Source organism: Chitinophaga oryzae, from assembly GCF_012516375.2.
Lineage (GTDB): Bacteria > Bacteroidota > Bacteroidia > Chitinophagales > Chitinophagaceae > Chitinophaga > Chitinophaga oryzae.
Genome location: NZ_CP051204.2, coordinates 5,818,679 through 5,843,632, shown reverse-complemented (window position 1 = coordinate 5,843,632; position 24,954 = coordinate 5,818,679). Strand labels below are relative to the sequence as shown.

Here is a 24,954-nt window from a genome sequence, read left to right as displayed (position 1 = left end):
AGCCGCTGCGCATCCATGCACAGCGGCTTTTTTTATGGTCTTTTTTGTACGGATTATTTTTTATCCCACCATACTTTAGAGAGATAGGAATCTCCTTTTGATAATCCCTTTACGGCCTGCTGATAGTTGGTAGTATTCAGCAATGCTTCCAGCGAGGAATAGACCGCCCTGCGGGGAATAGTGCCGTTGGTGGAACCCTGGTTAGGCCCGGGCGTGAGTGCCGGGTAACCGGTGCGGCGCCATTCTGCATATGCCTCGTAGTCGCGGCCAAACAGCTGTATCCATTTCTGCGTCATGATTTTCTCCAGTTTTTGTTCGGTGGTAAGACCGGCGAAAGAAAATTCAGCATCGATATATGCCTGGGGGACCGTGGTGATGTTGTAAGGCTGCAGGGCCATGGCTGCTTTGATGCCGTCCTGGTAGAATTTCTCCGCGTCGGCCGGCGCGGCGCCCCAGCCTATCAGTGCGGCTTCTGCTTTAAAGAAACATACATCTGCATAGGTGAACACATAACAGGGGATCGGCGTGGCGAGCGTCCTGTTGAACCAGGTGGTGGTGGCGGCGGTAGAGTAGTCGTCTTTGATGATACCTGCTAACAGTGCATCTGTCAGCGCTACGCCGATGCCGCGGTATATGGGAGTGCCACTGTTTTTTGAGTTGACGGTAGGTGCGGCAATGAACGGCAGCCGCGGATCTTTTTTGTCATTCAGCGTGCTCACAAAAGCGCTGGCGAGGTAACGCAGGTCAGGGCTTCCGGAGATGAACTGCGCCAGTATCGGATGTGCGTTGGTGGTTTGCGCATCGTTGAACGTAGGTACGGCGGCGTTATCTTTATTATCTGTAAACAGTGGCCCGCCCATGGCTTCCCGCACCGTTTTTTCGGCCAGCTGCGGCGATGCGTATCTGAGGCGCATGCCTATACGCAGTTTGAGTGCGTTGCCGAATTTTTTCCAGCTGTCGGCATTACCTTTATAGAAGAAATCGGCGTTGCCATAGGAGGCATCGCTGCTGTTGAGCTTAGCGATAGCGGCGTCGAGGTCTGCGATCAGCTGCTTGTAGATAGCCTCCTGGCTATCGTAAACGGGTTTGTTGTTGACGTCGGCTGCATCTTCGGTAGTCTGTGAAAACGGTACGTCGCCAAAGAGATCGGTGAGGCGCTGCCATACATGGATCTCCATGATACGGGCGATGGCCAGTTTGGTACGGCCGGCGGGATCGTCTTCCTTACCTTTCAGCGCCTGGTTGCGTATCTGTCCGAGGTTACGCAGCAGCGTGTAGTGGGCTTCCCACATTTTATTATCGGGCTGCTGGATATAACGGGAGGTGGGCGCTACGAGGCCGCCGGCCCAGTACTGCACCCAGGAGCCCACCTGTATATTGGCGGTTTCAGTGCCTTCAGCGAATGCGGCGTCTTTCTGTACTTTGGACAGCAGGATGGCCGCATCGATATTGGTGACGGAAGTGGGTGGCGTATTCAGGTCGTTGAAGTTCTTGGTGCAGCTGCTGAGGGAAAGGCTTCCCAGCAGCAGGGCGGCATATATGGAACGGGTGCGTGTTTTCATCTCTTTTCTTTTTTTGATTATAAATCCAGGCTCAGGTTGATGCCAAAGTTCCGCATCATGGGCAGCGCGGTAGATTCCAGGCCCAGCGAGGAGTTGTTGACATTAAAACCGGAAGCCTCAGGGGAGAAGCCGTCTGTTTTACGCTGGAAGTAAAACAGGTTACGGCCGTAGATGCCGATACCGGCGCGTTTGATGATTTTGCCGGAGAACAGCCGTGCGGGCAACTGGTAACTGAGGCTGATTTCCCGCATCGCGATGTAACTGGCGTCGTTCATCATCTCTTCTGATACCACGTTTTCTTTGTCGCTGGCCACCACGTTCCAGTAGTCCTGTGCTTTTACTGCGATGGTATTGGCTTTGCCGGTGCTTACCCAGTTGCCGTTGTTGTCTTTGGCGGCGATCATGCCACTGGCGACATAGCTGCCGTCACGGCCGGCGAGGGTCCTTTTGGTGGTGCCGTAGATCAGCTCTTCGCGGTTGCTCTGGGAGTATACCATGCCTCCCTGGCGGATATCCACCAGCGCCCCGAGGGTGAAGCCCTTATAACGGAATGTGTTGGAGAATCCGCCGGTCCAGTCGGGGAGGGCGTTGCCCAGTTCTGTCAGCTGACGGCCCTGCGTACGCAGCGGCAGGCCGGTATTGGGATCTATCAGGCGGTTGCCGTTTTCATCTTTCAGCCACGCGAAGCCGGTGCCGATCATAGTGCCGAAAGGCTTGCCCGGCGCGGCAATAACGTTGATGCCACGGTCGCTGCCCAATACGAATGTTTCCACGCCGGCGGTGAGAGACACTACCTCATTGCGGTTGCGGGAGAAGTTGAACGCACTTTCCCAGGTGAAGCCGTTGGACAGCTTCACGGGCGTACCGCTGATGGACACTTCTATGCCCCGGTTACGGATTTCGCCGGCGTTGATGCGGCGTGCTTCAAACTTGCTGGACGGCGGCAGCGGCACGTCGAGGATCTGATTTTTCGTAGCGGCGTTATAGTAAGTAAAGCTGATGCCTAAACGATTATGGAACAACCGCAGGTCGGTACCGAATTCCACGGATGTGGTAAGCTCGTTCTTCAGATTAGGGTCAGGGATCACCGCGGTGAAATAGCCCAGCGGCTGCCCGCCATGGGTGAACTGATCGAGGCTGTAGGTACCGGTCAGCTGGTACGGGTTGCCGGAGCTGCCTGCCTGTGCGAGGGAGCCGCGCAGCTTCCAGTAGGTGAGCACATTGCTCTTCAGGTCCAGCAGGTCAGTCATGATTACGCTGGTGCTCACGGAAGGGTAGAAGAAAGAATTGTTCTTCGCAGACAGGGTAGAGGACCAGTCGTTACGGGCGGAGAAATCGAGGAACCAGTAATCGCGGAACGACAGCTGGCCGAAGCCGTATACGGAATTGATTTCAGACTCCTGCAGGTCAAACAGGTAGGAGTTGGTCAGCGTATTGTTGATCACATGCAGGTCCGGCACAATAAACTCTTTGCCGGTATTGCCGGTCATCCGATAGAACTTTTTCTGGTGGCTGCTGCCGGCGTTCAGGCCGAGGGTAAAGTCTTTGTTGAGCGGCAGGTTGGCGTTGAGCAACACATCGTAGTTGTCTTCTCTTACCCGCAGCACTCTTTCTTCGATATCGCCGTTTCTGTTCTGGCTTTGGTAGGTACCTTTGGCGCGGTAGCGCAGGCGTTGTTCGGTGTAGAAATCGGTACCTCCGCGGGCGGTGAGTTTCAGCCAGCTGGTGAAGTCGTACGACAGGCGGAGCATGCCCAGCACGCGGTCGCGCTGGTCGGCATTGTATGTTTTATGAATGGTCCAGTATGGGTTGGCGGTGGAACTGTTGGTGGCGTAGGTTTTTTCCAGTCCGGGCGTAACGCCGCTGTAGCCCAGCTGCTTGGCCACATCCTGTGCTGTCCAGGCGTAGTCCGCCAGGATGTACATGGGCATGCTGCGTGGCTGGCTGATGAAAAGATAGGCCGGGTTGTCAGAGGCGTCGGACAGGGTAGGCCTGTTTTTTCCTTTCTGGTTAATGTAGTTCAGTTTGGCGTCCAGCTGCAGTTTAGGGGTGATAGACGCCTGTGTGCGGAGGGTGAAGGTATGGCGGTCCAGCGTGTTGGAGGGCACATAGCCGTCCACATGGGTATTGGAATAGGAAAAACGGTAGTTCACTTTTTCGTTGCCGCCTTCGGCGCTGATGTTGTTGACGAACTGTTTTTCCTGGTTAAAGAATTGTTTATAGGTATTGGGTTGAGGGGTGAGGTTGAGGATATTGCCCCACTGGTCTTCGTATTGCTGGCCTTCCATTTTAGGGCCCCAGCTGCTGCGGGCGATACGGTCACGGCCGGCGCTCATTTTGGGTATGCCTTGCAAGCCTTGTGCTTTGGCTTGCGCCATGGTATATATTTTACCGTCGGTGGCCCGGAAGTGGGTGAAGTCGCCGTTGAGGCCCTGGCCGTATTCATCCTGGAAATCGGGCGTCACCAGTGCATTGCCGAGGGAGTAATCGCTGCTGAATTTGATGCCGATACCTTTGCGGGAGCTGCCGGATTTGGTGGTGATGAGCACGACGCCGTTGCTGCCCCGCTGACCGTACAACGCGGCGGCGTTAGGCCCTTTGAGGATGGAGATGCTTTCGATATCATCCTGGTTGATGTTGGAGATGCCATCGCCATAGTCCACGCCGCCGGTGCTGCCGGCTGCGCCGATGTTCTGGTTGTCCAGCGGTACGCCGTCCACGACGTACAGCGGCTGGCTGTTGCCCTGCAGCGAGTTATTACCGCGGATAACGATTTTGGAAGAACCGCCGGCGCCGGAGGCGGGGCGGCTCACCTGTACGCCGGCCACTTTACCGGAGAGGGCGTTGGCCACATTCACTTCTTTACCTTCGGAGAGGTCGGCGCCTTTCAGTTCGGCGACGGTATAGCCGAGCGATTTACTTTCCCTTTTGATGCCCAGCGCGGTGACCACCACTTCTGACAGGCCTTTGGCGCCTTCGCTCATCTTCACGTTCAGCAGGGTGCTGCCGCCGGGCTCCAGGCGTTGTTTGCTGTAGCCGATGAAAGAGAACAGCAGCGCTTTGGCGCCGGCGGGCAGCTGTATGCTGTACCTGCCGGAGCCGTCGGTAACGGTGCCTTTGGAAGAACCTTCTACGGTGACGGTCACACCGGGCAGCGGCACGTCTTTTTCGTCGGTCACTTTACCGGTGATGACGGTATCTGCTGCCAGGTGGGTGGCGGGCTGCTTTACCGGCGCTTCTTTCAGGGAAATGGTGCGGTCAATGATCTTGTAGGCCAGCGGCTGCCCGGAGAGGCACTGGTCCATGACGGTGGTAATGTCTGCGTCTTTTACCTGTATGCTGACTTTCCCTGCTTTCTTCAGCAGGTCGTTGTTGTACAGGAAATAGTAGCCTGTCTGCTGACGGATGGCGGCAAACACCTGCTCCAGCGGCGCCTGTTGCATGGACAGGGTGATTTTCTGCGCGTAACCGGCGGCGGAAACGCTCAGCGCGGCCAGTAACAGCAGCAGGGCGGTCAGGTGAGCAGCCGCCCTGATTTTTACAGGCAAAGGGAATGGCATACCCCGCCGGCAAGCGGAAATAAATCTTTTCATCATCGGATTGAATTTTAGATTAATAGCGGTTATGTCCCGTTAATTTTAGCTTTTGGTTGTTCATTACAGGTATCGTTAAGTCGCGTATATACGTGTACGTTATAGGCCCACGCTGACGGTCCGGCCCCTGACATCAAAATGGGCGCCGCTCACATAGTTCAGCATCTCCAGCACCTGTGACAGTCTCGCCTGCCGGCTGATGTTGCCGCTGATTTTTTTCGCAGGCAGCGGTCCTTTGAATTCCAGCTCCAGGTCATACCAGCGGGCCACCTGCTCCATAATATCCCGGAAGTCGTCGTCTTTGAAATAGAAGATGCCCTCTTTCCAGGCGATGGCTTTTTCAGTGTCGGCATTGGTAATGGACACCTGCGCCTGCTGTACGCTGGCCTGCTGCCCGGGTGACAGCTGCCAGGAGCGTTGACCGGGCAGCTGTACTTTCACCGTTCCGCTGACCAGCGTCGTTTTTACGGCAGGGCCATAGGCCCCGATGTTGAACTGCGTGCCCAATACCAGCACATCTACCTGGTTGACAGTCACTTTGAAAGGCTGGCGCGCATTGGCGGCCACTTCAAAGTATCCTTCACCGGTGAGCGTCACTTTGCGTTCGGCGCCGCTGAAGTGTACGGGAAAAGTGAGCGACGATGCAGCGTTGAGCCATACCTTGGTGCCGTCTTCCAGCGTCAGCTGGTACTGACCGGCCCGTGTGGTCAGCGTGTTATACAAACCGGTGGGGGCGCTGTCGCCGGCATCGGCATACACCAGGCTGCCACTGTCCCGGCGGATGGTGGTGCCGTCGGCTTCTGTAATGGTATTGCCGGCCTGGCTGCCCAGCGTTACCGTCTTTCCGTTGCCCAGCTGTAAAACGGCCTGGGCGCTTCCGGGCAGCACATCGTTATGGAAAGTGTGAGACTGGTCGGCGATTATACGGGCGTCCGTAACGGTGGCGGACTGCGGATACAACAACACTATGCCGGTGATCACGGCCGCTGCAGCGGCAGACCATGCGGCCACCTTCATCCATACCGGCCTGCGGGCAGATGGTGCGGCAGTCGCACGGGCCTGTACGGCTTCCCAGTCGGCGCCCACATCAATCGTTTCCTGGAACGCGATGCCGGCGGCCACCTGCTCAGGGTCCTGAAGGCTGCGGTACAGCGCTTCATGCCGCGGATCTGCTGCCAGCCATTGCTGCAACTGCTCCTGCTCCGCGCTGGTGGCTTCTCCCCGCAGGCATCGCCCTATCAGTGCGGCGAGGTCAAAGGTGTCCTGATGTTGGTCCATAATGTCGTTTCCATAATAAAGAAACGCAAGCCCGCAAACAGGGTGACAAGCACCGGAAATTTTTTTGAAAGGAAAGGGTCAGAGGAAGAACAGTGTGTACATTTCAGGGTCCAGCCGCTGGCGTAACATATGCAGCCCCCGCTTTTTCTGTGTTTTAACGGTGTTGACGCTGATATTCAGCTGGTGGGCAATCTCCTGGTTTTTCAGGCCCTCGATATATCCGAGACGGATGACCTCCTGGCAGGCTTCAGGAAGTGTCTGTAATACACGATTAATTTCTCCCAGCACTTCAGACCGGATCATGGTCAGTATCACGGTGGTATCATCGGACGGCGGAGCGGCCTGCGAGGCTGCGAACTTCTCTACCACCTTCTCATGGCGCAACAGGTTCAGGCAGGCATTGCGGACGGAAGTGTACAGGAAATTTTTGACCGCCACCGGATGCGGCGCCACCTGGGCGCGCTGCCCCAGGTAGCTTACAAAAGCCTCCTGTGCGATGTCACGCGCCTGGTCTTTGTCTCCCGTAAACTGGAAAGCAAAATAACACAGCCGCGGATAATAAGCTTTAAAAAGACTGGCTGGCTCCAGTGTGTCTGACTGCATAGACATATTCGCTCCCTTTCTTACCTGGTTACTAATATAGCGTGAATTCCGGGCAGCGCCGGTACCGGCGCCTGAATATATAACGCAGTGGTAACTTACACATAAAATCGCAAAAAGATAAACAAATACCCATTATCTTCGGACGCAAACTACAAGTTGACTTTTTTATGAAGTTTACGTCCATTATTTTGATCGCCAGCTGGATGTTTGTCACCGCCTCCATGCAAAAAAAGGGGCCGAATGTTATCACCACCGATATCGACAACTTCTGGAATGCCTATGACAGCATCTGTACCACAACCGATAGCCTGAAACAGCTGCATTATATCCAAACGCTGTACATCGATAAGGGCACGCCCGGCCTGCACGGGTTTATGAAGGCCAAAGAATATACGGCCGGAGAATGGGTGAAAGTCATCCGCCGTTACCCGAAGTTTTGGCGTTCCATACGGAGTAATACCTACAAGGTTAAAAAACTGGCGCCGGAGTTCGGCCCTGGTATTGACAAGCTGCGGGAATTATATCCTGCTTTAAAACCGGCCAGCATCTATTTTACCGTCGGCGCCCTGCGTTCCGGCGGTACTACACAGAATGACATGGTGCTGATTGGCAGTGAGATGGTAACCGGCGATGCGACAACAGACATCTCTGAATTTTCTCCCGGAAAACAGAAATTCCTCGGCAATTACTACATCACAGACCCTATAAAAAATGCGGTCCTGCTTAATATTCATGAATACGTACATACGCAGCAGCGCCGCCACGGCTATAACCTGTTGTCGCAGGCAATCTGTGAAGGCGCATGTGACTTCGTAACTGAGCTGGTGACCGGCAAAAAGATGCCGCTTCCTTATATGGACTATGGCCTTAAAAATGCGGAGACGGTCCGGAAAAAGTTCCTGGCGGAGATGCATAATCCCTCCTGGGACGGCTGGTTATATAACGCTGCGTCAGACAATGCGCCCGTAGGCGATCTCGGTTATTATGTGGGATACGCCATCTGCAAGTCCTACTACGATCAGCAAAAAGATAAAAAAGCGGCGGTCCGTGAGATCATAGAACTGGACTATGGCGACAGCACGGCGGTAAATAGATTTTTTAAAGCCTCCGGTTATTGATGCTTATTTTAGCGTAATTATTTGTAAGTAGACCTGTTTATGAAGAAAATATTAGCCTGTTGCCTGCTGTTGGGAAGCTTCTTTTCATTGAAAGCACAGCAAACGCCGTTTGTTCTGGGCGTCACTGATAATGTGGTATCGTCACAACTGGGTGAAACCCGTACACTCAATATTTATCTGCCGGAAGGTTATGAAAAAGATACCGCCACCTACCCGGTGGTTTACCTGCTGGACGGCTCTGCCAATGAGGACTTTATACATGTAGCAGGATTGGTGCAGTTTCTGACCATGATCCGTTTTATGCCGCCGGTGATAGTGGTGGGTATCGCCAATGTAGACCGTAAGCGGGATTTTACGTTCCCTACCACCATTGCAAAGGACAAGGAAGTTTACCCTACTACGGGAGGCTCCGCGAAGTTCATCGCTTTCCTGGAGAAAGACCTGCAACCTTATATTGAGAAACACTACCGGGTAAAACCCCACCGTACGCTGGTAGGACAGTCGCTGGGCGGCCTGCTGGCTACTGAGGTGCTGTTGCGCCGTCCTTTCCTCTTTGAGCAATACGCGATCATCAGCCCCAGTTTATGGTGGAGCCACCAGTCGCTGCTGGCGGAAGCGCCGGCACTGCTGAAGGCCAATCTGAAAAAGCCTGTCAGCGTATACCTGTCTGTCGGAGAAGAAGGCGATATGATGAAAAACGACGCTGCACGCCTGGCGGCGGTCCTGAAGTCCGCCAATCCGCAGCTGATAATGCCGCATTTCCTGCCCATGCCACAGGAAGATCATCTCACGATACTGCACCGCAGCCTCTATGCAGGCTTCGATACGCTGTTTCACAAGATGGTACCACCTGTTAAGCAGTAATGTAGTCTTTCAGGACAACAGGCACGTTGCTGTTATCTACATATAGCACCGGAAAAATACCGTTGCGGTGCCTGATGTAGTCACAGGTGACTTCGTCCAGCACGCTGAAGTCAAAGGACTTCAGGTAGATCTGATGCCCCCCGGTAAAAGACGCCGGCAGAGAGCAGGTCTGCAGGGGCACGTTTGCCTGCGAAGTGCGTAGTAACCGCTCCACGGTTTTGTCATCCGGGTTGCTGGTGTCGGCCGTGATGTTGCCCACGCGCTCGGAGATGTGCTGCAGCAACGCAGTGTCCCAGCGGGTATCGCTGGTGCTGAAGATGCCGTAATACACCTGTTGCTGTTCGTTGGACCTGATAATCTTTGCCAGGCATACCGGTTTTTGGGAGATGTTTTCCAATACCTGTTTTTTCCCTCTTACCGAGATGATGACAAAAAGGACCACGCCGGCCATGGTGATCAATCCGGCCATTAGTCCGTAACCGCTTTGCAGCAGTCGTGTTTTGTTCAGCAGAAAGAGGGTAAGGCCGCCGATAGCGATCAATAGGGTAGGTGCCAGTAATAGTTTGTTTCCGGAGGCGAAATGTGCGTAATTTTTTTTCCAGTCGGTTTTTCTTTCAAGATGTTCCAGTTTGGTGACATCATAATGTGTCATCATGGGTGATAGACGTTTTTCATATGTGTGAATAGTAATAGTAAGGTTTCCTGTCTATAGGTGATCCACTTAATAAAATTGGGTTAAGCAGCCAGTCTGTGTTAATGGATGCGAAGATAAAGAAAGTCCCGCAGTTGAGCATCAACTGCGGGACTCTTGATAAAAAAATACCGGGAACCTGGGAGGTGGGTCAGCTGCCCATGACCACTTCAATGGCTGCGCCCAGTTCTGCTGTTTCCGGCGTTTCGTTGTCGGTGTCTTTCTCAAACCAGTAATCTGCACCGTCACTGTCCTGCTTGCGGACTAACCGCATGGTTTTGTTGGGCAGCGCCACCAGGAAATTGTCAGCCGACTCCTGCGAGACGGCAATCAGCTGTCCGTGATAATCGATATGAAATGTACTCATGGCAGTTCGTTTTTATAAAAAAACGCACAATCATTGTGCCTGTATGCCGGGAGCGGACTGAACAACAGCCGTTTTTTGAGGCAAGTTTTCCTATTTTTATCCCTGCAACAATTCAGGCTTATGAAAAAATGTTTAAACACCCTGTTATTACTGGCGGCTACCACCGTAGCGGTGCAGGCGCAACAGCTGTACGAACCCCGTAATATCAGGAAGGCTTATGAGAACCAGACCCGCTCCCGCAGCGGTAATCCGGGTGCCAGGTATTGGCAGAACAAAGGTCGGTATGATATTCATCTTACCATTAACCCCCCTTCTCCGGTAGTATATGGCAAAGAAAGTATCACTTATATCAACAACAGCCCCGACGAACTTGAAACGCTTGTGCTCGATTTGATCGGCAATCATCATAAACCACAATCACCCCGGTCCGGGTATGTCAGCAAAAAATACCTCTCCGCCGGCGTGGTGATAGACACGCTCGTGATCAATGGTAAAACGGTCGCTTATAATAATGACCAGGGAACGGTCGGCACCATTGCACTGCCATCGCCGCTGGCCCCGAAAGACAGCCTGCAGCTGCGGATCAGCTGGCGCCAGGAACTGTCAGCGGAAAGCGGCAGGGAAGGCATTATCGACAGCACCACTTATTTTCTTGCTTATTACCATCCCCGGGTAGCCGTGTATGACGACTACAACGGATGGAACATGCTGCAGCATACCGGCCGCGTGGAGTTCTACAATGACTTTAACGATTACCGGGTGGCCGTGAAAGTGCCGAAGAACTTCGTGGTGTGGGGTACCGGTAACCTGCTCAACGCTGCGGAAGTACTGCAACCGGAGTTTGCTTCGCGCCTGAAAAAGTCCTACAGCAGCGATTCCTGCCTGCATATCGCCACCCGGGAAGAAATGGCCGGCGGCAAAGTCACCCTGCAGCAGGAATGGAACACCTGGAAATTCAGCTACGATCATATTCCCGATGTGGCGCTGGGCGTGAGCGACCACTATGTTTGGGATGCGGCCAGCGTTGTGGTGGACAGCGCCACCCGCCGCCGTGCCAGTATACAGGCAGCCTATCATGATACGGCTTACGACTTCAGGCATTCTGTCGCTTTCTCCCACACCGCCCTGTCTTATTTCTCCCATCACTGGCCGGGCGTGGCTTATCCCTACCCGGTGATGACCGCGTTCCAGGGGTATGCCGATATGGAATATCCAATGATGGTGAATGATGGCTCCGTGGGGCAGGACCTCGATTTTGCGCAACTGCTGCAGGACCATGAAATGGCGCATACCTATTTCCCCTTCTATATGGGCATCAACGAAAGCCGCTACGCTTTTATGGATGAAGGATGGGCCACTACCTTCGAATACCTGGTGCGCATACATGAAAAGGGCAAAGCCAGCGCCGATGACTTTTACCGGAAGTTCCGTGTGGCACGCTATATCAGCGACCCGTCCACGGAAGAAGATCAGCCCATTATCACCATGTCTAACCAGGTAACAGGCGATGGTTACTCCGTCAACTCCTATGGCAAAGCGTCGTTGTCTTACCTGGCGCTGAAAGACCTGCTGGGCGATGTGTTGTTCCGCAAATGTCTGCATGCGTACATGGACAAATGGCATGGCAAACACCCCATTCCGTGGGATTATTTCTATAGCTTCAACGCCGCAGCAGGACAGGATTTAAACTGGTTCTGGCAGAACTGGTTCTTCAGTAATAACTATATCGACCTGAAACTGGCGGGGGTGACGGTGAAAGGAAAAACGGCCACGCTGTCTATCGTCAACGAAGGTGGTTTTGCCATTCCTTTCGATGTGGTGGTCCATTATGCTGACGGATCTTCTTCCACCGTGCATCAGACGCCGGCCGTATGGAAGAAAAATCTGCGTGCACTGCAGCTGACGGTGCCGGCAAGTAAAATTGTCGACTCGGTAACCCTGGACGGTAATCTGTTTATGGATGCCACACCGGATGATAATAGCCGGAAAAGTAAACATTGATCAGCGGGAAATATAAAAGCAAAGCGGCGGCACCGGAAGGCGCCGCCGCTTTGCTTTTAGGAGTTATTCATAATTTAATGAATTCCACCCTGCGGTTGTTTGCCTTGCCTACTTCGGTATTGTTATTATCAATGGGTTGGGTCTTGCCTTTACCATCTGTTTCGAGGCGGGCCACATCGATACCGAAATCTTTTACCAGCGCTGCTTTCACAGCCTCGGCCCTACGTTTGGACAGGTCGAGGTTCAGCTTCTCGTTGCCATCGGCGTCGGTATGACCAACGATTTTTACCCTTATGGCAGCACTTTCAGTCAGCACATTGGCGATATCTTTCAGGGCACCGTATGATTCCGGTTTTATCTGGTCGCTGTTGGTGTCGAAGAGAATACCATGAGAGATGAATTTGCCTTCTGTGATCAGCTTGTTGCGGGTATCTGGGGCGCCTACCGCCAGGGTGATGTTGCCAATGTAAAAGGTACCATCCTGTTGATCATAGTCGGGCGCATATGCTGCAAAAGCCAGGGTGTTCAGCACGGCACCCGCATCCAGTGCTCGTGGCAGGTCCACTATTTTGGTGCTGTCCAGGTACACGCGAACCCGTTGTTTCTGGCGCCAGAGAGACAGCCGCACATAGTTTTTCTTCGGCACATTGAATACCGGCAAACCGTTGATGGTGTTATCGCCGATTAGGTTGGATGAATAACTGAGATAGCCCTGACCGGAGGATTTGGGTGCTAAACCTACTTTAAAAGAAGGCGCCATGATATGCTCTTTGCCTCCCAGGTCAAATTTCTCTTCTGTGCCGGTGGCTTTCAGTACGCTTACCGTTAGCATGCCAATGCCGGCGATGCCGTTGCTGGCCATGATATCCACCTGGAGTGTGAAATTGTCAGGAAGGTTGCTGGTCAGGTATTCAGGGTAAAAAATACCATCCTGTTTGATGGCCAGCCATTTGCCGGGGCGGTTGCTCACGGTCACTATTTCAGCACCGGAACGAGTGTTCCATTGGCCGGGAAACTCGCCCACAGGGTCCTGCGCGAAATTCTCCTGCACGATGATTTTTTCTCCCGGTATAAAGTCAAACCGGGAATAAGACTTGATATCGGTGTTGGCAGGACCGCTATTGGCAGCTACCGGTGCGTTATTGCCGGTGTCTTCCGGAGCGGGCGTATCGCCGGAGTTGGTAGAGCCTTGTTCGCCTTTCTTTTTGGGAGCGGTAGCGTCGTCGATGGTTTTGTCGATCTTCTCATTGACTTTTTGCTGTACTTTGTTTTTGATACGGTCAAACAGCTGGGCCTGCGTAGTAGTGCCCGCCACGGTACAGATACCGAGCAACAGGAATACCTTTTTCATGATAACAATGGTTTCAGATGATAGATAAAGTGGATTGCAAGGTACGTCGGTTTAGAGCTATCTGTTGCCGGGGGCATATTATTTTTTCCGGAAGTTACCCTTTAAGAAAACGTTGGCCGCTTTCTGTTATATTTACGCATAAAAAAGTGTTGTCCGCGTTTTTCCAATCCGTTTAACCATGATTAATCTGATGATAAAGAACTGTTGTATAGCGCTGCTGCTGCTCACCGGCATCACTGCCATGGCGCAACAGCGGCCTGCGGTGAAAGTCTCCGGCGAGGTTACCCGCCCGCTGACGCTCTATCCTGAAACGCTGCGCCAGATGAAGCGCGCCACTGTTTCCCTGAAAGACCGCGATGGTAACGATCACGCCTATACCGGCGTGCCGGTACAGGCTATCCTGGAGCAGGCGGGCGTCACCACCGGTAAAACGCTGAGAGGTGAAAACCTCAGCAAATACCTGCTGGTGCGTTGTGCCGACGGCTATGAGGTGCTGTTCTCGCTGGCTGAGCTGGACAGCAGCTTTACCGACAGGGTAGTGATACTGGCAGATGAATCCGGCGGACAACCGCTGCCCGCCGGGAAAGGACCTTTCAGACTGGTGGTGCCGGGAGAGAAAAAACCGGCACGCAGCAGTTTCCAGGTAACGGAAATAATTATACGGTTCGCAAAGGACTAGCTCATTTTTCTATGCCGAACTCCACTTCATTGGACCAATGCACCTTCCAGTCAGGGTGAAACGCCCGGGCATTCTGTTTGGACACGCTCCGCTCTTTAGCCAGCTCCATACAACTGCCGGGGGCGCCGTTGTCATTCACCCGGAAAGAAAGTTTTACCAGCTGTCCTTTGTCCACCGCGGCTTTTACGTCGGGTATCTCCTCCCACGGAATAGCGCATTCGGTGATCACGGTATTGCCTTCGCGCCGGATCGCCAGCCGGCCGTTGCTCACCGGTCCTTCTTTGGCTGATTTGGGCTGCCTCGGGAAAAAATGTTTCCTGTTAAGCCCTGGCGCCAGCAGCCGCCATATTTCGGTCCCTCCGCCATACTCCGCGGCCACAGGGTTGAACGCATACTCGTAATCGGTGCATTTATAACCGGTATACCGTGGCATGGTGCCCGGCGGATGCGCCAGCATACCGTCTTTGCCCTCCGGGACCACGTTAAAGGCCAGCAATACGTTGTCATACGAATAACCAAGCCCTGAGTTGTCGGGTGTAACGGGGTTCTTCTGATAGGTATAGTGTCGTACGCCTGCCGGCCATATCAACGGCTGCCTGATCTCTTTGAAGGCCTGCGTAAGGGTAACGCCGGCGGGTAAACGGGAATCCGTTCCCACGATGTAGTGCCCTGAAGCGCCGTACACCCCTTTCCAGTTGCCGCGGGTATCAAAATCTTCTTTCACAAAAATGCTGTCAGATGATGGCTGGTCAAACAGCAGCGCCGCCAGTTTGGGCGTATACCACCATGCGTTGGCGTGCAGCACGATGCGTACGTTGCCTTCGAGACGCAGCACTTCCCAGGCGCCGCCCCAAAGGTTGGTGAGGGTACGGCGGAACAGATTTTTGCCGCTCTCGTTGTCATATACTTCCAGCCGCAGGGAAGATACCTTTAGCGAAGGCAGGTACAGCGCTACCTGCGTGGGCTTCGGCAGCCGGAGGTCTACCCCGAAGGAATTGGTGTTGTCGCCGCTTTCCCAGTAATGCAGGATGCGGCCGTCGCCGTCGGGCAGCTGTAAGGCGCCGGCATCAGTGGCAGGTGCGCTGCTTTCCCTGGTGATCAGCGATTCCTGCATGTCCAGGACATAAGAGGTATCGGGATAAAAGAACGTGTCGTCCGGACGCTGCGCAAAACGATAGGTGCCCGGATGCGGCGTGCTGTCGGCTACTTTGGCGGCAAAGTAAAAGTAACGGTCGTCGTAAGCGAAGTACCCGCTGGCATAACCGTTGGCGTTAGTGTCGAAGTTTTTGAACGGATACCACGCTGCTTCCGTCACGCTGACGGCAGCGGTGCCTTTGCTGCTGACGGTCTGCGGTATAGCCTGCTGCCAGTCGTCCAGCTGCCCGTCTACGTTGATGCTTAACCGGGAGATTACATTCACATGCATATCTTCATAGTGAGCAGCGATGCCGTCAGCGCCCGCATCGAAATGTACGGCGAGAGGGTAGGTATTGCTGGCCGCGGCAACACCGCCGGTAATCTGCACAGGGATGGTGCGGGTTTCATGCGCCGCCAGCGACACCGTATCCGGCGCAGTGATACGCAGTCCTTTTAAGGTTACCTGAAGCCGCCCTTTTACCGCGCGGTTCAGGATGTTGGTCAGCTGCAGCCGCATTACAGGAGATTGGGAGATGCGGGCGGTCATATCTTTAGGGATAATCTCCACCGGCTCATAACCTTCTATACGGGCGGTTTTCAGGGCTGCCAGCAATTTGCTGAAAGAGCCTTTGGAGCCGTCGGTACGCAGGTAGTAACCCTGGCTGTTAAGCGGTATTTCCAGCTGACCGTTCTTTGCGTACAGCGGGTTGCCGTAAAAGTCATACAACCGCAGGTACGAAGCGGCGGGCAGCAGCATACGGCCGCCGGTAAGCGGATAGTATTTTTGCAGTACCTGTTGCAGGCTGTCGGCTTGGGGGCTGCCTGCTGCGATGGCGGCTCTTATCTTTTCCTTTTCCGCTATTTCAGACAGGCCTCTTACCCCGCGGAACAATACCCTTTCCGCACCAAAGGCATCCCCAATGTCACCGCTGATGACGGCGGTACCGTCATCCGGGTGTTGCCGGCCGTCAAATATCATGATCCATGGCAGCCCGTTGGTAAACAGCAGCCGGTTGAAACTGCGCTCGCCTACCAGGTGTTGTACCGCACCCAGCGCAGCAGCTTGCGACCAGGTATCGGGAATGCGGGTGATTTCTTTGACGCCTTCAGGTGTCAGCACTTTCTGCGTAAAATGTTCGCTGCCGCGGCCGCCGGTGTACATGTAACCGGCGTAAATACCCATGGACCGGTCGTAACCGGAAGACCGGTTCGTGGCTACGGTAAGGCCTATACGATCATCCGTATTGCCTACCCAGCTTTCGGTATCCCAGATTTTTACGCGGCCTTTGGGGGATTGGCGGTTAACCCACTCCGGATAAATGGCCGGCGATTCCATCCCCTGGTAGTGGATGGAACAGAAATCGAAAACTGGCAGGAAAGTCATTTTGCCGTCAGCAAACAGTTTGTCCCAGGCGTTGGAATTGGAGTCACCGCCGCCTACCAGCACGTCGGCGCCTTTTTTACGCGCGTCCAGCACGGCCTGTGCCATCACCTGGTATATTTCGCGGTAACGCAGAATATCGGACTGCCATCCGGAGATGGAAGCGCCTTCCCACGGTTCGTTCCAGAGAGATACTGCGGTGACCGGCCCTTTAGGCCAGCCATATTGCACGCACAGCCGGTGAACGAACTGCCGGAAGTCGGTGTCGGAAGCGGGCGCCCATACGAAGTCCTGCTTGGTTTTTTTCATCACCCGGTTGGAATCGAGGAAAGAGCGCGGCATGCCCAGTGGCAGAGGCGCCGTGCCTGCGCCAAACATCAGTAATACCGTGATGTTTTTGGATTGATACTCTTTCAGTTTGGCATCCAGCGCCTGCATCTTTTGCGTATAGTCGGGCGCGGTAGTAGGCGTATAATCCACGCCCATCCGGATGGCCTGCACGCCTACCCGCTGCAGGAAATCTGCGCCCATATCGTCCAGCGATTGTTTGGGATACTGCAACCGCTGCGGATTAGCTGCGAATGTACGCACCACGCTGGTCACCATACGGCGGCCGTATTTCCCAAGGTCCATCACCAGCGCATATCCGCCAAAACGGGCAGGTATGCGGGGTACATGTTCAAGGTTCATATATCCGCCGGCAGGGATATTTACCTGTACAGGAACGGCGGTCGCTTCTCCCTGGCGGACCATCTCGGGCAACCAGATATCTCCCGGCGTGGCATGGGTGCCATAAGGGATCATCTCTATGCTGCCGCTGACTACCAGGGGCTCTTTGAGCCGGTTCACCACCTGCAGGGTATAAGAGGGTTGCTCTCCCGGCCACAACACATTGGTAGGGCAGGAGGCGCGGACGATGCTGACATCATAGTCATAGTGCCGCTGATTGTTTTTTACGCCTAACACCTGTTCGTAGTGCACCCAGTCGGCGGGCGCTTTCATTTGTGCCATACCGTTATACCCGCTGCTGATCAACAGCCCGAGTACCCATAAATATTTCATTCCTTTTTTCTTTTTATAGCTTGATGAATTTCTGTTGCCCTACCACTTTGTTACTCGCGGCATCGGTGACGCGCAACACATAGGAGCCGGGCATCAGGGTGGCCACATCGGCCTGTAAGGCGCCGGTGTTGCTGGCCTGCATGGTTTTTACTGTCTTGCCGGAAAAATCAAATATGTCCAGTTTATACCCTTTAGTGGTGGTCTGCTTCAGGTCGATGTGCAATGTTTTTTCCACCGGGTTGGGAAATATCCTGAAGGCGGCGCCGGTATTGCGGGCAAGTACTGCCGAAGCGGCGGCGGTGCTGTCGGTTGTTGGCGGCGGCGCCGGCGTCCAGCGGTACAGCACTATCTTGTTGGCATTGTAGTCGTCTTTGGTGACCAGGTATTCCCCGGTGGTACGATGATACGCCTTGATGCCATACTGTGAGTCCACGTCGTTGCCCACATACACAGCGGGGTTGCTGCTGTTCATGGTCAGTACCAGAGCGCCGGTGCTGAGGTCAAATACATCGATGTCGGGAATGGCGTAGTATCCTACAAAGAGGTAATTGCCGGCGGCGGACATGGATTTGGCCACGGCGCGGCTTAGCGTGATCACCAGGTCAGGTGTGCGGTTACCGGCTTTCCAGCCGCGGTAAACTTCTATCCTGTTCCCGATCAGCGTCCAGTCGGTATTACCGCCGGCCAGCACCATCATATCGCTGGCGGGAACATATTCTATCCTGTTCAGCCGCGCAATAGTGGTGGGTGTAGGGGTGGATACCACAGGACCATAGATCGGTTTGCCGTTGGCGGCAAAGCCGGTCAGCGGGTAATGCTGGATGGCATTGGTCTTGTCGCGCGAGGTCCAGATGTCCCCGATGGAATCGAGGCAGAAGCCGTTACGTATCTGGCTGATGGTGTCTCCCGGAATGGCAATGTGGCCGTCGGTCGCCTCGTTGAAGTAATAGGTATAAAACACATCGGCGTTCTGGTTGTTGGCGATGAGTATGTTATGTCCGTTTACATGCGCGAAATGTCCGAAGTGCTGGCCTCTGCCATGGTCGGTCATCTGTATGCGGGCGTCCTGGGGATAACGGTAGGGGTCAACGGTGTTGGCCACGTAGGCGCCGCCGTCGGTACCGGTATAGGCGTAGAGGATGTTGCCGCTGTAAAAGCAGGTGCCGTCGCTGCCTGCATCAGCGGAAGCGTTGCCTTCGAAATTGAGGGCCTGCAGTGTCCACTGGAGGTCGCCGGCGTTATTGTAGCAGTGAATATCGGTGGCGCCGTTACGGCCAAGGTCCCACGTGCCGCCCCACGGGTTGTTAAGCACGTACAGGTTGCCCGCCGCATCGCGACTGATGCCCACTACCCGCGTAAAACGTTTGGCGCCCACCGTACCGCGGAGCGCGGTGGATGAGTTCAGGTAACCACCCTGTACGCCGAAGGTGCCGGACGGCACAGGCGTGCCCGTCAGGTTGCTGTAGATTTTGATCTGCATGTCAGGCCCCTGGTCACCAATCAGCAGCTGGCCGCGGGCGCTGTCGGCATAGAGCGCGGAAGGCCGCGCGGCGGCGCCCAGCGTTATCACCGGACCCGCCACCCCTATCGTATCGAAGCTGACAACATTACCGCTGTTTTGCTGGGCTACCCACAGGCGACCGCTGCTGTCGATGGCCAGCGCGCCCGGTGAGCTCACGCTCCACTGCCGGACAGCCACACCACCGGTGGTGAACACTTTAACCTGGTTATTCACTATATCGCTGACGTATATACGGCCATATGAAGCAACAATACCCGTAATGGCGTCGCCGGTGCCGGTATTAACAGGGATCAGCAGGTCCCGCACTTTGGTGGTACGGTTGTAACGCCCCACCTTGCCGTTATTGGGCGCCTGCTGCGCCGTGTAGATATAAGTAGCATCACCGCCGATGGCGCTGCCCTGTGATTCCTTGTTGCCACCCATGGAACCCAGCGTGGCGCCGTTCTGGTAAATACCGATGTTCCGCCCTTTTTCATCCCACATGGACGCGGTATATACCACTCCCTGAGGAGACACCCACATCGAGCGGGCGCAGTTGCCTACATGATTCTTTTCATCAGAAAAATTATTACCCATCCAGGTGGTAATATACTGGCCCTGTGCGCCGGCATAAGCCAGCAATAGGCCTGACAGTACGGTAAATGTTTTTTTCATAAACGTGGAGTTTTTGTCTCGCAAAGAGCGCAGAGTATGAAATAAAGTCGCAAAAGGAGTTTGTTTTTAATATACTTTATTGCCCCCTCTGGCGTTCTTTGCGGGAATAACGGGAAAAGCTTTTTACGTTCTTGGTTTCTTTTCTTATTCTTTCTTTTACCTGAACTTTTTTATGTTTCTGTATCCATCCTGTAGTCTTTCTTAATCTTAGCGCACTTAATTCTTCTTAGCGCACTTTACGGGACTAGTAGCCGTGATTTTGTACCAGCCGCGGATTGCGGCCCAGCTCACGCAGCGGGATGGGCCACAACGACTGGTCGGCGGTGATGCCCAGCACGGCGCCGGCACGGCCGGTGCGTACCAGGTCATAAAAGCGATGCCCTTCAAAAGCCAGCTCTTTGAAACGTTCGTTTTCAATGGCGAGAGGCAGATCAGCATTAGTTTCTCCGGCAGCAGGGAAGTCATGGGCGGAAGGAGCATCGACAGGCAGACCAAAGGCGCGGCGGCGGATAATATTCAGCATGGCGATAGCTTCGGTATGCTTACCCAGTTTATCCAGTGCTTCGGCATTGACAAGAATGATGTCGGCCAGCCGCAGTGCGATGATATTGGGCTCGGTGCCGTTGGTCAGCCGCACATACTTGTTGACATAACTTACCGGCGTTGTGGCAGCAGAAAGCCCGAGGGCGGCGCTCCTGCGGATATCGCCGGCTTCATAGGCGTTCACGATCTTGTCGGTAGGCGCTATCTGGTAGCTGCCGGTCTGTTGTCCGGCAGGGATACCGTTGACAGGCATATAGAAGCTGAACAGCCCGTTGGCCTGTGCGGAGGAGCTGACATATTGTATCTCAAAAACAGACTCGGTGCTGTTTTTACCACCGACGGTAAACATATTGCTGTAGGCGGCGCTGCCGTTCACCAGCACGTAGTTGGTATTATTCATCACATCCTGCGCCTTTATGGCGGCGGAGTCGTATTTTTTCATGCTGAGATATGCTTTGGCCAGCAGCGCTTTGGCGGTACCCTGCGTGGCGCGCCCGCGGGTATCTGCGCTGTTGGCGTAGCTTATGGGCAGCGACGATTCGGCAATGGTGAGGTCTGCAACGATCTGTTGGAAGATAACCTCCACCGGAGAACGTTCTATGGTAAAGTCTGCATTGAACGAATTGTAAGGCTGCGTTACCAGTGGCACGGGGCCATATGCCCTGAGCAGGTTAAAATAAAAATAGGCACGCAGGAAGCGCGCTTCTCCCAGCAGTTCCTGCTTACGGCTGCCGGTGAACAGGCTGTCTTTCATGCCTGGCAGGTTTTTCAACAGGTCGTTGGCCCTTCCGATACCGGTGTAGTTGTTCTGCCAGTAAGCGGCTACAATCGGGTTGTCTACCGGGATGCCATGCTGAGTGAAAGGCGCGTAATTGATGAGTAATGCCGTAGTGGCGTCAGATGCGGCGTCAAAGGCGACGGGGAACTGCTGCGCCATGCTCTGTGCGGCAGGGTAGATACCGATGGCGGCGCTCTCCGCGTCGTTGGCGGTCTGCCAGAAGTTGTCTTCTGCAATCGTATACTCGGGCACCTGGTCCAGTACTTTGGTGCAGGCGGTGAATGCAATAGCGATGAGTATAAGTCCTGTTTTTTTCATGTCTGCTGCTTTAAAAATTCAGGTTTAATCCGGCCATGAATGTGCGTGGCTGCGGCTGTACGGCCCAGTCGATGCCAAGCTGGGAGTTTTTGACAGACTGGTTCTGCGATTCGGGATCATACCCCGAATAGTTGGTGATGAGGAACAGGTTCTGGCCGCTGACATACACGCGGGCGCTGCTGAAACGGATTCGTTTCAACAGGGCGGAAGGGAATGTGTAACCTACGGTGATGTTCTTCATACGGATGAAAGAACCGTCTTCCACAAAACGCTGGGACACCTCGCCGTTGGTAAGGCTGCCCGGTGTCACCGGATCGTTGAAGATGGCCTTTGGTACATCGGTTTGCGTGTTGGTGGGCGTCCAGCGGTTCAGCGTTTTGGCGTCGCCGTTATTATAGTTGCTCATGCGTTCCAGCATGCTGCGGGTCTGGTTATATACTTTGTTGCCATAAGACCAGTAAAAAAAGAAGCTGAGGTCTACGCCTTTGTAGCTGAAGGAGTTGGTCAGGCCGCCGGTAAAATCGGGCAGCGCATTGCCAAGGATCACGCGGTCGGCCGCGGTGATCCTGCCGTCTTTGTTGATGTCGTCGTAGATCATATTGCCGGTGGCAGGGTCCACGCCTTTGTTGCGGTATCCGAAGAAAGAGCCAACGGGCTCGCCTACACGGAAAATACTGGTAGGCTGACTGGTATAGAAGGAGCCGGGCAGACTTTCGGTGAAGTCGGAGCTGGAAGGGTCGCCGGCCACGGTTTCAGGCAGACTGGTAATTTTATTGCGGTTGAAATAGAGGTTGAAGTTGGTGTTCCAGGTGAATTTGCCCCGGATATTTTCTGTGTTGATGCCTATCTCCAGCCCTTTATTCATGAGTTGTCCGATGTTGGCGCCGTTGGTACGGTTAAATCCTGAGGTATAGGGAAGTTCCAGCTTAAATATCAGGCGGTTGGTGATTTTGCGGTAGGCTTCCACGGTAACGTTGATGCGGTTGTCGAGGAAAGCCATGTCCAGCGCGAGGTTTGTGGCAGTGGTGGCTTCCCAGCTGAGGTCGCGGTTGGAGAGGGAAGTGGGGGCAATACCGGCTGCGGCGCCGTAGTTGTAGCCGGTGGAGTAAGTGGCGAGGGAAGGAAAGTCGCTGCCCAGGCCTTCGTTATTACCGGTAACGCCTATACTGCCACGCAGTTTCAGGTCATTGAAGAAACGCTGGCTTTTCATGAACGGCTCATTGATAATACGCCAGGCTGCGGAGATAGAAGGAAAGAAGCCGTATTTTTTGTTGGCGCCAAAGCGGGAAGACCCGTCGGTACGCAATACCCCTTCCAGCAGATAACGGTCGTCATAATTATAGCTCGCCCGGCCGAAATAGCTCACCAGTCCCCATTGTGAGCGGTAGTCCAGCGGAGAGAACAGGTTGGTGAAACCGGTAACGGCCTGAATGATATCGGTGGAATTGGTATTACCGGAAACGCTGATGCGGCGCACGTTGGCTTCCTGCGCGCTCTGTCCCAGCAACATCGTGAGCTTGTGTTTGCCGCGAAGGGCAGGCGTGTAGGAGAGCGTATTTTCATTCACCCAGAGGAACTGTGAGAACACAGACACAAAACCGGTGGCGGGCGACTGGTTGTTGACCAGTTTCGACTGGTACCGGTCGTCTGTAACGTGTTGATTGTCGAAGCCAAAGCTGGTCCTGAACTTCAGGCCCGGTATAATCGTGTATTCGCCATACAGGTTACCGATATAGCTGTCTACGACAGACTGGAACCGGAGGGAATGGGCAATCATCACCGGGTTGGTCCAGCGCCGGTTAGGGTCTGTGTAAAAAGTGCCGTTGGGATTGTAAATCGGGTCATTGGGGTTCTCAATCAGCGCCAGCGCCAGCACAGACTGCCCGGAGAAGCTGTTGTCCATGCGGTTGTTGATGGAGTGTACGCCGGTGAGGTTTACGCCGATCTTTATTTTGTCGGTAGCCATGAAGTCGAAGTTCACGCGGCCGTTGAACCGTTTGAAATGTTGCACGCCCACAATGGTGCCGGTTTGATCGAGGTAGCCGGCAGATACGTAATGGGAGGTGCGTGGCGTGCCGCCGGAGATGGAGAGGTTGTAGCTGGATACCGGTGCGGAGCGGAAAACAGCATCCTGCCAGTTGGTGTTCCTGCCTGTTTTCACGATGGCAGGGTCCGGCGGAAGCCCGGCGTTGGCGCGGGATTCGTTGAACAGGTCCACGAACTGGTCGCCGTTGAGCAGCGGCAGTCGTTTGGGCACGTCAGAAACGCCGGTGTACATGCTGAAGTTGAAGCGGGATTTCCCTTCAGCGCCTCTTTTAGTGGTAATGAGGATGACGCCGTTGGCCCCCCTGGAGCCGTAGATGGCGGTAGCGGCGGCGTCTTTCAGGATCTCCACCGACTGTATATCGTTGGGGTTGATATTATTGGTGGCGGTGATCCGTTGCCCGTCGCCGGAAACACCGTATTGTGCGGCGGGCAGGTTGCTCATGGGCACGCCGTCTATCACGTAGAGGGGGCGGTTTTCCCCGAAGAGGGAACCGTTGCCACGGATACGGATATATGTTTCATCGCCGGGGGCGCCGGAGTTCTGTACTACCTGTACGCCGGGGGCTTTTCCCTGCAGCGCGGCGTCGAGGTTGGTCACGGCCACGCCGGCCAGCTCGCTGCCTTTGATGGAGGAAACGGACGATGTCAGGTTCTTTTTCTGCTGGGTGCCGTAGCCCACCACGACGAGGTCGTTCAGGGAATTGCTTTTCTGTTGCAGTACAATATACAGTGTTTGTTGCCCGTTGACCAGGACCTCTTTCGGTTCAAAACCTACGGAAGTGCAGAGCAGCACGCTGTTGTGCCCCGGTACAGATAAAGCGTAATTTCCCTGTGCATCCGTAGTGACGCCCGTAGTGGTGCCCTTTACCCGGACACTGACACCGGGCAGCGGCAGGCCCTTATCGTCCGTGATCTTTCCGGATACCGGCAGGCGGGCGGCTTGCGCCAGGTTGTCTGGCGGGGGACTGCTTTCTTTACGTGTCACCACCACGATCCTGTCGGTGATCTGATAGGTAAGGGAAAGCCCGTCGAGGAAAGGTTTCAGCACCTGTTCCAGCGAGGCGTCTTTACATTCGAGCGATACGCTTTTGTACGAGGCGGACGGTTCTCCGCGCCAGATGAAGGAATAGCCGGTCTGTTGTTTCAGCGTGGAAAACACTTTCTCCAAAGGCACGTTTTTCAGGGAAACCGTTACTTTCTGTGCGAAGCCGGTAGTACCGGCCAGCAACAGGGCGATGGTCAGTATAGCCCACAACGGCCTGGCCGGCTGTTTTTTTACAGCTGTGGGAATGCGCGTGGCAAGGAATTTCATATCTTTTTCTCGTGGATTTTATACATGAAGCAATCATAAAACGTGGACATTCCTCCCAATACTGTCCCGCACCGGGGGCCCCCGGCAATTTTCT

15 protein-coding genes are annotated in these 24,954 nt (G+C 54.4%); 4 read left to right on the top strand and 11 right to left on the bottom strand.

Annotated features, from left to right (window positions below):
• Positions 1-53: 53 nt before the first annotated feature.
• The 4 genes from HF324_RS22965 to HF324_RS22950 all read right to left on the bottom strand — a co-directional run bounded on the left by HF324_RS22965 (position 54) and on the right by HF324_RS22950 (position 7,042).
• Positions 54-1,562 (bottom strand): SusD/RagB family nutrient-binding outer membrane lipoprotein, encoded by a 1,509-nt coding sequence (locus HF324_RS22965; protein WP_168860913.1) that lies wholly within the window; start codon positions 1,560-1,562, stop codon positions 54-56.
• 17 nt (positions 1,563-1,579) lie between these two features.
• Entirely contained in the window at positions 1,580-5,158 is a 3,579-nt protein-coding gene (locus tag HF324_RS22960; protein WP_220101224.1) for a SusC/RagA family TonB-linked outer membrane protein, read from the bottom strand.
• Positions 5,159-5,254: 96 nt separating this feature from the next.
• Complete coding sequence (locus tag HF324_RS22955; RefSeq protein ID WP_168860912.1) at positions 5,255-6,433, bottom strand: FecR family protein; 1,179 nt, start codon at positions 6,431-6,433, stop codon at positions 5,255-5,257.
• A gap of 78 nt (positions 6,434-6,511) precedes the next feature.
• Entirely contained in the window at positions 6,512-7,042 is a 531-nt protein-coding gene (locus tag HF324_RS22950) for an RNA polymerase sigma-70 factor (protein ID WP_168860911.1), read from the bottom strand.
• 161 nt (positions 7,043-7,203) lie between these two features.
• On the opposite strand from HF324_RS22950, the gene HF324_RS22945 reads away from it, so the two are divergent.
• Positions 7,204-8,154: a DUF2268 domain-containing putative Zn-dependent protease gene (locus HF324_RS22945; protein ID WP_168804720.1), complete on the top strand. Its 951-nt coding sequence runs from the start codon at positions 7,204-7,206 to the stop codon at positions 8,152-8,154.
• 39 nt (positions 8,155-8,193) lie between these two features.
• Positions 8,194-9,018 (top strand): alpha/beta hydrolase, encoded by an 825-nt coding sequence (locus HF324_RS22940; protein WP_168860910.1) that lies wholly within the window; start codon positions 8,194-8,196, stop codon positions 9,016-9,018.
• On the opposite strand, the gene HF324_RS22935 is transcribed toward HF324_RS22940, so the two are convergent.
• Positions 9,008-9,673, bottom strand: a complete 666-nt coding sequence (locus HF324_RS22935; protein WP_168804718.1) for a hypothetical protein — start codon at positions 9,671-9,673, stop codon at positions 9,008-9,010. The two genes, HF324_RS22940 and HF324_RS22935, sit on opposite strands and share 11 nt — an antisense overlap.
• 187 nt (positions 9,674-9,860) lie before the next feature.
• On the bottom strand, positions 9,861-10,076 hold the full coding sequence (locus HF324_RS22930) for a hypothetical protein (RefSeq protein ID WP_168804717.1): 216 nt from the start codon (positions 10,074-10,076) through the stop codon (positions 9,861-9,863).
• Positions 10,077-10,196: 120 nt separating this feature from the next.
• On the opposite strand from HF324_RS22930, the gene HF324_RS22925 reads away from it, so the two are divergent.
• Positions 10,197-12,077 carry a M1 family metallopeptidase gene (locus HF324_RS22925; RefSeq protein WP_168860909.1) on the top strand — a complete coding sequence of 627 codons (1,881 nt, stop codon included), beginning with the start codon at positions 10,197-10,199 and terminating at the stop codon, positions 12,075-12,077.
• A gap of 67 nt (positions 12,078-12,144) precedes the next feature.
• Here the strand turns inward: HF324_RS22925 and HF324_RS22920 are convergent, their stop codons facing one another.
• Positions 12,145-13,428: an OmpA family protein gene (locus tag HF324_RS22920; protein WP_168804715.1), complete on the bottom strand. Its 1,284-nt coding sequence runs from the start codon at positions 13,426-13,428 to the stop codon at positions 12,145-12,147.
• Between the two features lie 190 nt (positions 13,429-13,618).
• On the opposite strand from HF324_RS22920, the gene HF324_RS22915 reads away from it, so the two are divergent.
• Complete coding sequence (locus HF324_RS22915) at positions 13,619-14,107, top strand: molybdopterin-dependent oxidoreductase (RefSeq protein WP_168804714.1); 489 nt, start codon at positions 13,619-13,621, stop codon at positions 14,105-14,107.
• Position 14,108: 1 nt separating this feature from the next.
• Here HF324_RS22915 and HF324_RS22910 read toward each other — a convergent pair whose 3' ends face one another.
• The 4 genes from HF324_RS22910 to HF324_RS22895 all read right to left on the bottom strand — a co-directional run bounded on the left by HF324_RS22910 (position 14,109) and on the right by HF324_RS22895 (position 24,860).
• Positions 14,109-17,687, bottom strand: a complete 3,579-nt coding sequence (locus HF324_RS22910; RefSeq protein ID WP_168860908.1) for a DOMON domain-containing protein — start codon at positions 17,685-17,687, stop codon at positions 14,109-14,111.
• 13 nt (positions 17,688-17,700) lie between these two features.
• A complete protein-coding gene (locus HF324_RS22905; protein WP_168804712.1) occupies positions 17,701-19,863 on the bottom strand; it encodes a T9SS type A sorting domain-containing protein in 2,163 nt (720 codons plus the stop codon).
• A gap of 244 nt (positions 19,864-20,107) precedes the next feature.
• A complete protein-coding gene (locus HF324_RS22900; protein WP_168804711.1) occupies positions 20,108-21,502 on the bottom strand; it encodes a RagB/SusD family nutrient uptake outer membrane protein in 1,395 nt (464 codons plus the stop codon).
• A gap of 10 nt (positions 21,503-21,512) precedes the next feature.
• Positions 21,513-24,860: a TonB-dependent receptor gene (locus HF324_RS22895; protein WP_168804710.1), complete on the bottom strand. Its 3,348-nt coding sequence runs from the start codon at positions 24,858-24,860 to the stop codon at positions 21,513-21,515.
• Positions 24,861-24,954 lie beyond the last annotated feature (94 nt).